A 9,072-nucleotide genomic window follows, 5' to 3' on the forward strand; every position below is an offset into this window, starting at 1 on the left:
GTGCGGTTGGGCCCTGGGCGCCCGGGTCCGGCACGTAGCCGTCCGGGAGGAGGGAGACGTCTGTGGGCGAGCGCACCAGGCCGAGGAGGGCCGGCAGGATCGCGCGGCGTGTGCGGTTGTGGCTGGGGCCGATCTCGGCCGCCGCGTACTGGGCGGGCAGGATCATCCGGGATCTCGTGTTCCCGAGGTGCTGACGGCCGCCCCGGCTCCCGATAGCTGAGCCGGGACAGTCGCCTCCTACGCGGTGCGGGCCCTGGCCGTGGCTGCGGTCGGGGCCCGCTGGCGTACGGCAACGATGGCACGGCTCCCGCCGGCGGCGCCATGCTGATGGCCGCGGGGCTCGATGGCTTCTCCGACGTCGCGTTCAGCCTCGTCCGCGCGGTGTGAGGCCGGGCGGGGCGGGGGGACTGAATGGAGCCTCGGGTTCCTGAGCGCGGGCCCAACCGTGCGCGTGCATGGTCTCGCTCTCCCAGTCCTCGAACAGCTGGGGGAGCGCCTTCGGGTCGCGGTCGGCGTCGCGGTGCCAGCGGATGAAGGCACGGGCTGCGGGGCGGTGAGCGTCGCAGGCGGCGCAGAGCTCCATCCACACACCAGTCCCGAGTGGGCCGTGCCAGTGCAGCAGGAGGTCGCTTCCGCAGCGGGAGCAGGGCCGAGCCGGCTGTTCCTCGTCGTCGCGATCCGCAGGGCGCATGCGGGCCAGCTCTTCGTCACTGACGTCGTCGAGGCTGCCGTTGAGGTTGCCGATCCGGCTGAACGACCCGTCCGGGCGTACCAGGTATCGCCAGGTGAAGGACATACAAGTCCCCTTCCCGTGGAGCAAGACGCGAACGGTCACGATCTGCCCCATTCGCAACCTAAGTCAAGGGCGGAGACACACGTGAATAGGGATCGACCAGAGCGCTCTCAGTACCTGGCCGCCGGCCGTGTGCTCTGGCCCGAGGCAGGCAAACAGGAACATCCCCACGTTCAGGTGCCCAAGACGACTCACAGCGGCGGGTGTTGGGGGAAGATCAAGAGAGAGCACGGAAGGATGAGTCGCTGACGGGGAGAGGCGTGTGGCGAAGAAGCAGCGCGGGGTGCGCATCCCGTGGGTCAAGGACGCGCTGGGCAACGAGTACGACCGGTCGGAGATCGACCGCCAGCCGCACCCGCGCTACGTGATGCCCCTCAAGTGCGGCGGGTGCGGCACCAGGGTGAGCGCCCGGCATGGCAACGCCGACGATCCAGACGGCCGGACCTCCCACTACTTCAGGCTCGACCCGCACACGCCGACCTGCACGTACGACCTCGACCAGCGTGGCAAGCAGCTCACCGGCGGCTCGGCGGGCACGGTGGTGCGGCGCGCCGGTCAGTGGCGGCTGATCTGCCCGCCACTGGACCATCTCGGGACCGGCGGCCACACTAAACGGCCACCGGCCGGGACGGTCCGCCCCGGCAGTACGGGCGGGGCGGGCCCCGGGCGACCAGCAAACAGGCAGGACAGGCGATCGCCTCGGCACGCCGCATCGTGCAGATCCTCCAGGACTTCGACCAGGACCCAGAGGTGGCCGAGGAGTTCGCCGCGGTCGCCCCTGACGGGACACGCAACATCCCATGGACGCAGTTCTGCCGCGGCCGCGCCGACGCCGACCAACTGGCTCAGGCACTCGTCGACGGCACCGCCGATACGATCCCGCGCGCGGTGTGGGGGCCCGTCAGCACCGCCGATGCCGTCGGCCGCGACCGCGACTCGTACGTGGTCATGTACGTGGCCCGCAACCCCGTCCACATCGAGGACAGGCCCGTACGGCTGCGGGTCGCGGTGCGCTGCGACCGCCCCGACTGGATCGGGGCCACCACACGGTCGGGGCAGGTACTCGCCTACGGCTACTGGAAGCTCTTCCCCGACGACCTGGCACGCGCGCAAAGCCAGGGCTGGATCGAACTGCAGCTGTGGGTGAAACAGCCCTGGCAGGTGACCCGTTGGGACACCGACGGCACCACCGTGGACCTCCCCAAGCCCGTCGTCCGCCCACGCCAGCCGAAGCCGGCACCCGGCCGCGCGGCCACCAGCCCGGCCCCGTCACCGACACGGGACGTGCCGCAGCCGGAACCTCCCGCAACACCGCCTCCCGCCGCCCTAACGCCGCCCCCGCCACAGGAGCGCCAGGAACCGGTGCCGTCGGGCCCTGAACCACCCGCTGGCCCGACAGAAGAATCCGGGCCGCCTGCGGAGCCCCCGCGCCCGTCACGGCCTCCGCTGCCCTCGACGCCCCCGCTTCCGCCGTTCCCGCCGCCGGGACCAGGAGAGGACGGCCGGCGTTCGGCCCTGGGCCGGTGGCTGCGCAACGTCCGCCGCCGCCGTAACTGACCTCGGCCGACTGGGTTGTTGTCGCCGAGGAACCGTCTCGCCGGTCCGGAGCGGCCCTTGCAGAGGCATTGATCAACCACATCACGAGTCATTACGGTGTGTGAGTGGATGATGACGAGGGGGACAGCTTCTCCGATGCGATTCGGCTTCTGCTGCTCATCGCGGCGGTGTGCGATCCGTTGAACGAAGCCGAGCAGCAGGCCGCGCCGAAGGGTGCGGTGGCTGTCCTGCGCGCCGAGGGCCGGCTGCAGAAACTGGACTTCTGGCTGCGCAACCCGGATTACCTGGCCGATGAGCTTCTCAACGACTACGAGCGCGAACATGAGCCCATCAACCTGGAGCTGGCCGGCGACATCCTGGATTCGGACGAGCCGGAGATCTGCGCCATCCCGATGCTGCGCTACCTGTTCGGGGCGTTCGAGTACATCGACCTGGCGATGAGCATCCTGGCCGTCCCGCGGCTGGTGGTGGTCGTGCCGCGGCGCACGGTCAAGCGGGTGCTGCAGGACAATTACTACCTCACGGCCAAAGGCCGCGAGCTCGCCGAGCGGGCTACGGAACAGTTCCCGGTCCTGGCCTGGTACACCGAACGCGCCCGCCTCGTCCGGGCGCTGGCCGAGGCCACCGGGCACTCCGCCCTGGCGCTGCGCAAACGCCAGTACCTGCAGCGTGACTACGCCCAGACCCCGCTGAACGAGGTCATCCCGTCGATCGCCGACCGGGCCCGCGCGCGCCTGGCCCGGCTGCGCGCCGAAGCAGAGCAGGGGGACGCCGCGTGACCACAGAGCCTTTGCCGGTCCCGTCCGATGCTGAGCTGTACGAGCAGATCGCCGCCCGCGTGCCGTCCGCTGATGTGGAGAGGGTGCGCGACGCGCTGTCGGCTCACGGCATCCAGCTGACCAGCCCGCTGCCCGCGCGACGGCAACTGGTCGTGCACCGCCTGTACTGCGAGGGCACCAAGACCGGCACGGACGACAACGACGGCGCCTTCACCTTCGACATGCCACTGGGGCCGGGCCCGTGGGCGATCGCCAGCACCCTGAACAACGTCGGCAAGTCGAGCCTTCTGTGGGCGCTGAGCTACGCCCTGCGCGGGGACGGCTTCGACGCCTTCAAACGACCGGAAACGGTGAGCTGGTTCTCCTACGTCCGCGCGGACATCGAGGTCGCCGGCGTCGCCGCCTCCATCCGGCTGACCTTCGACAAGCCCGACCGCCCCAGCTGCCGGCTCCTGAGCGCCGACACCCTCGAGCACCTCGCAGCCCTTGATGGCTCCCAGGAGACCGGCCCCGGCGTACGCGTGGCGGCCACCGCGGAACCCGACGGCGTCAAGGAGCTCATCGACCGTTTCATGCTCGACCGCCTGGGGCTGCGACCGCTGCCCCTGTGGGCGGCCGAGGCCGGCGCTCCGAAGGACGCCGACGGCAACCGCGACAGCGCGGAACAGGTGCACGGCTGGGCCAGCTACTTCTACGCCATCGCGCTGAACTCGGGAAACTCCAGCGTCCTGCTGGGCCCAACGTCCTACAACCAGCTCCCCGTGAAGCTGATGCAGCTCTTCCTCGACGTCCCCTACGCATCCGAGCTCACCCAGATCAACACAGCCCGCAAGAAGGACACCCAGGAGAGCAACCGCGTTCAGCGCCGGGCGCGCGAAGATGCCCAGGCCCGCGAGCAGCAGACCGAGCCACTGCGCCAGGCGCTCAGAGCCGCCGAGGAGAAGGTGGCGACCCTGGAAGTGAACCAGCCCGACCTGACGGGCCTGCTCGCCGACGTCGACGCCGCCGCACGTCAGCTCGCCCACGACCAGGCAGCTCTCCAGGAGGCGGAAGAAAGCCACGCCCTCGCGCACAAGGCCCGCCTGAAGGACGAGAGAGCCGTCCGCCGAGCCCAGCAAAGCAACGCCGCCCGACTCCTTCTGGGAGCCCTCGAGCCGGAGTCCTGCCCGCGCTGCGACCACGAGATCGACGATGCCCGGCGCACCGCGGAAGAGACCGACCACCGGTGCTCGATCTGCGCAAGCCCTCTGCCGGAGGTACAGGACGACCCGGACGCGCGGGCTGCACTGCTCAGCCGGCTGGAGGACCGGGTGAACGCCTCCCGCACAGCTGAAGACGTAGCCCGGCAGGCTGTCCAAACGACCACCACCGCCTGCGACAACAGCCGTACCGCGTACGACCTGACGAACGCCCGGCTTACCGCGGCACGCTCCGGCAGCTGGTACACCCGCCTCGAATCCGCCCGGCAGGACGTCTACCAGCTGCGCGGTGCTCTGGCTGTCGCCACCGGCAACGGGATGGGACTGCCGGAGGTGGTCGGTGACTACGTCACCGCAACGACAAGCCCGTCGGACACCGAGGATGACTCCGACGACGGCGACGCCATCTTGGAGGCGGCCGCCGGGGTGTTGTCGAAGGTGGTCGCCGACCACAGTAACGCCCTGTTCGCCGACCTGAACCGCGAGATCGTCAGCATTGCCCACGACCTCGGTGTGGCCAACCTGACCAGCGTCGACCTCAACCTGGCGGGGCACCTCAACGCCCGCAAGACCGGTGCCAAGCACCCCTTCAAGTCGTTCAGCCCCACCGACCGCCTGCGCATGCGCATCGCGGCCATCGTCGGCATGATCAAAGTCGGCCGCAAACGGGGGATCATGTCCCACCCCGGCCTGCTGCTCATCGACGCGCCCACAGCCGAAGAGCTCTCCCACGACAACGCGCGCCAGTGCATCAAGACGCTCTACGACACCGCGGCCAACGACCACGGCATCCAGATCTTGATCACCTCGATCGACGACGCCGTTTGGGAGTTCTTCCCCGAGGACCGTACCGTGACCGGTCCTGACAAGCGTCAGCTTTTCTAGGCCAGGCCACCAGGGGTATCCAGCAAGGCGAGGGAGGCGGAAGGCATCGTGCACGTCATCGACGAACGCCTGGCTCAGTGGGCCGCACGCGCCTCCCGTCCCCAACTGCGCGCCGGCCCGACGGTGGACGACCTCGGAGGCCTCGACGTGGTCCTCGCCGCCGCAGACCACCTCGCGCAGGGCCCCTTCCTCCACCACCTCATCCAGGCGACCGCACACCACCTCGACGCCTTCGGTACCGAAGCGTGCAAGCCGCTGTACGACGCCGTCCTGGGCGGCCTTCGGACCAACACCAACCACGCTGCCTTCGCCAGCGCCACCGCCGCCCTCGCCGGCCGCCCCGCCCTGGCACGTGAACTCGGCACTCCACTGAATCGAACGCTGCTCGCCCGCCTCCAACAAGCCCAAGATGCTGACGACGACCTCGCCGCGGCCCTCATCGGGGTGGAAGCCGCAGACTGTCTCGTCCAACTCACCCTTGCCGGCGTCATCAAAAGCGCTGCGCGTCTCCTCGGCGCCATGGACGAAGCAACCGAGGACCCCGCCGCACTTCCCGAGGCGATGGCCACCCGCCTGCCCCGCCTCCTCGGCGTCCTCGACGCCCACCATCCCAGCGCCGGCCTCCGCGACGCCCTCGAACGCTGCCTGATGCTCGACCACACCGCCGAGACGCGGCATTCGAACTCGCCCTCGGCGACCTGCGCCAGGCTCTGGAACAAGACCAGTACGCGCCCATGGCCGAGCAACTCAGCAAAACCCAGGACCGGCTGGCCGAACTGATCACTCTCGATCCCGACCGTCTCGACGCCCAGCTCTACCACGCCGCCATCGAGGCCGTCCTCGGCCTGTCCGCTCCCGACGCCCCCACACGCGTCCACACGGCCGCTTCCACTCTGCGCGACGCCCTCCACCGCTACCGGGACTATCGCTATCGCACCCGCACACCGGCCTGGGCACGACCGCGCCAGAACGATGTGATCGCCTGGTCGGAACTCACCGTCGTGCTGGATGGCGCCGCCGCACACCTCGCCCACGATGACCCCTGGTACGAGGGCGGCCACGGCATCCTCACGGCACTGCTTCGCGCGTACACCGCGCACAACACGGTCGCCGTACTCAAGGACACCCCCGCGGCCGCAGCCGTGGAGACCCTGGTGGCGCCTGTCGTCGAAGACGCCTTCCTCCAGCACGAGCACCGGCAGCGCTTCCTCGAGCACGCCCTGGCCCATGACGAGGAACTCCGCGACGATCCCGCGGCCCAGCAACTCCACGCCGCTCTCCTCCAGCGCACCAAGACCAGCAAGACCTCCCTCGGTCAGCAGGCGAGTGATCAGGGAAAAGCGCGCCGCTGGCAGCGGCTGGCACACCAACTCAAGGACGACTTCGCTGCGTTCGTTGACCAGACGCCGGAGCACGTCCTCGACCGCCTGGAGCTCGGCCTGCGCACCCACGAAGACGTCCTCGCGCCCATCGCCGACCCCAAGTACGGCCGCCTCAAAGCGCGACTTCTCAGGCAGCTGGAAAGCTCCAGCGACTGGATTACCGGCATCGCCGACGAGTTCACCGCTCTCCTGGAAACCACAATCCGCTACGCCTACCTCTGCTATGACGTCGGCCGAAAGATGGGCGGCTCGTACACCGAGCACCTCCGCAAACGGGACAAAGACGGCAAGAAGCAGAAAGTAGATGAAGCCCTATTCCATCAGCACTACCGGGAAGTGCTGCAGTTCTCAGCGCTCTTCAGCGTCGTTAACTCAGAAGTCATCGACAAGGCAGGCGGAAGAACCGATATCCTCGTCTCCTTCGGCGCCGTGCAATTCAACGTCGAATGCAAGATCGAAGAAGACGACGCCAGCGAAACCGCACTACGTCAATACGTCGCCCAAGCGGCCGAATACCAAAACACCAACGCGGGCTTCGCCATCCTGCTTGCTCTCGACAAAACCGTCGACGTCGAAGGCGCCGTCAACCTCTTCTCCAGTATCTGGATCGAACCCGTCCAGCGTCCCGGCGAATCCGAACCGTGCCTCGTCGTCATCATCCGCATTCCAGGAGGACGCGAAAACCCCAACCTGCTGCGCCCTGCCCCCGCCTCGTAGCGGCGACTGCGCCGGCCTGGGGCAACCCTCCCGCCGGGGTGGAGCCGCCGACGACCTCAGAGGCCCATCTCACGCTGCTGCCTCGTCTCGGGAAGCGGGGCACTGCGGCCGGCGGGCATACTGGAGAGGCGCAGTTTCGCGTACAGGTGCGGCGATGCCCCGGCGGTACGGCCGGGGCATCACTGCGTCTGAGAGCGATCAGGCGACCGCGTGGAGGCCGCCCTTGCCGGGCTTGGGCGGGCGCTTGGCGTAGCCAGGGACCTTGATCGGTGGAGGGCCGCCGACGGCGAGCTGCTGGGTCATCTCTTTCTCCAGCTCGTGCTGCGACTCGTAGCCGGCCACGGCGGGGTTGAGGGCGTAGCGGTGGCCGCGGCCGCCTCCGGAGCGCAGCACGATGCCGCGGTCGACCAGCAGTCCCATGGCGCGGCTCATGGAGGCCTGGCCGACGCCGAGGATCTCGTCGATCTCGGATTGCTTCATGGCGACGGAGCCCCCGGGGTCCTGGTGCGCGACCATCACCGAGAGGACGTCGATCGCCGTGGGGGTGAGCTGCAGCTGGTGCAGCATGCCCAGCAAGTCCGTGGTGGTCATCATGGCGAGGGGATCCCTTCGGTCAGCCGAGCTCGGTTCGGGAGAACAACGTGAGCTCGGGTGCGAGTTCGTCGGGGAACTTGGAGTCGAGGACGAGTGCTCGCAGCTCGGCGAGGAAGTCGTGCTGCTCCTGGCCGTTTCCGTTATACGCGACGCGAGGGTTGAGCTGGTAGGAGGACCTCTTGACCTTGCGGATGAGGTTCTTCTCGCAGAGCGCGTCGAGGGCGTGGCCGATGCTGGTCCGCTTCACGCCGAGCTCGGCTGCGATCTCAGCATGTGTGCACTCGATCTTGCCCTTCTTCTGCCTGCCGATCATGTTCGACAGCACGGCGGCCTGCAGCTTGCTGATGATGTTGTGCATCAGGCAGTACGGCAGGACACGACGCAGGAAATAGTTCGACACGAGCGAGTAGCCGGCCTCGCCAAGCATGTCGTGAGGAGGACGCCGGTAGACGACCGTCTTGACCTCGTGGACCGGGCCCTTGCCGAACTGCTCCGCGATTCGACGAGCGAGATCGGTACCCCCGTCCTGCTCAACGGGCCTTACAGGCTTGGGCGGTTGGGGTCGAGGACTCGCGCGCCATGCGCGCAGACCCTCTGCCGCTGCGTCCATGTAGATGATCCTTTCGCGTACAGGTGCTGCGCACTGTACGGCAAAAGTTGCGACCATCCGCATGTTTACACGCGGGAGAGTTGCTGCTCGTCGCAAGTTTGTGTCGGCGGTCGCCGACATCGGCGCAGAGCCTGGCCTACCCGCCCCGTGCGATGGGACGTCCGCACGCGCGGCCAGCTGCCGACGCAGCGTCCGTATGTAACTCGCCGGGTAGTGATCCGGCGAGGGAAGTCTTCTTGAGATGGGCGCTGCGGACTGCTGAACCTGGAGGGCAATACTTGCGTCTATTCGCATGTCTCATCAGAGAGTTGTGCATAGGCGCATGTTTCTAAGCTGAGTGCGGGTACGGACCGACATCCGAGCACACCTAATGTCGGTGGCCGCCGACATTAGGTTTCACAAAACCGCAGGTCAGAGGCCACTTTTCCCGAGCGCCTCTTAACTAAAGACGAGCCTCCGCCACAACTCCTTCCCCCCTGCCCCCTGTACTTTCCCAACTACGCCTGTTTGAAGGAGAGTTACCTGCCGTGAACAGCCGCCGGCCAGTGCGGGGGGC

At 68.1% G+C, this 9,072-nt stretch carries 8 protein-coding genes; 5 read left to right on the top strand and 3 right to left on the bottom strand.

The genetic code is table 11. The features are described from left to right. Window positions 1-364 precede the first annotated feature (364 nt). The gene (locus ACFY30_RS34480) at window positions 365-796 is read right to left on the bottom strand and encodes a DUF6300 family protein (RefSeq protein WP_390849080.1); all 432 of its coding nucleotides are present in this window, start codon (window positions 794-796) and stop codon (window positions 365-367) included. Window positions 797-1,507: 711 nt separating this feature from the next. Between ACFY30_RS34480 and ACFY30_RS34485 the strand changes: the two genes are divergently transcribed. From ACFY30_RS34485 to ACFY30_RS34505, 5 genes are all read left to right on the top strand, one after another. Continuing rightward, window positions 1,508-2,350, top strand: coding sequence for a hypothetical protein (locus tag ACFY30_RS34485; protein ID WP_390849081.1), 843 nt, complete (start codon window positions 1,508-1,510; stop codon window positions 2,348-2,350). Window positions 2,351-2,454: 104 nt separating this feature from the next. Beyond that, window positions 2,455-3,129 (top strand): hypothetical protein, encoded by a 675-nt coding sequence (locus ACFY30_RS34490; RefSeq protein WP_366017386.1) that lies wholly within the window; start codon window positions 2,455-2,457, stop codon window positions 3,127-3,129. Then, window positions 3,126-5,213: a hypothetical protein gene (locus ACFY30_RS34495; RefSeq protein WP_390849082.1), complete on the top strand. Its 2,088-nt coding sequence runs from the start codon at window positions 3,126-3,128 to the stop codon at window positions 5,211-5,213. The genes ACFY30_RS34490 and ACFY30_RS34495 overlap by 4 nt, the downstream gene beginning before the upstream one ends. 48 nt (window positions 5,214-5,261) lie before the next feature. Next, window positions 5,262-5,993, top strand: a complete 732-nt coding sequence (locus tag ACFY30_RS34500) for a hypothetical protein (RefSeq protein ID WP_390849083.1) — start codon at window positions 5,262-5,264, stop codon at window positions 5,991-5,993. Further along, complete coding sequence (locus ACFY30_RS34505; protein ID WP_390849084.1) at window positions 5,948-7,312, top strand: hypothetical protein; 1,365 nt, start codon at window positions 5,948-5,950, stop codon at window positions 7,310-7,312. The genes ACFY30_RS34500 and ACFY30_RS34505 overlap by 46 nt, the downstream gene beginning before the upstream one ends. 198 nt (window positions 7,313-7,510) lie before the next feature. On the opposite strand, the gene ACFY30_RS34510 is transcribed toward ACFY30_RS34505, so the two are convergent. Further along, window positions 7,511-7,906: a hypothetical protein gene (locus ACFY30_RS34510; protein ID WP_390849085.1), complete on the bottom strand. Its 396-nt coding sequence runs from the start codon at window positions 7,904-7,906 to the stop codon at window positions 7,511-7,513. A gap of 19 nt (window positions 7,907-7,925) precedes the next feature. After that, window positions 7,926-8,516, bottom strand: a complete 591-nt coding sequence (locus tag ACFY30_RS34515; protein WP_390849086.1) for a replication/maintenance protein RepL — start codon at window positions 8,514-8,516, stop codon at window positions 7,926-7,928. Between the last annotated feature and the right edge of the window lie 556 nt (window positions 8,517-9,072).

Source organism: Streptomyces sp. NPDC000345 (assembly GCF_042898825.1).
Lineage (GTDB): Bacteria > Actinomycetota > Actinomycetes > Streptomycetales > Streptomycetaceae > Streptomyces.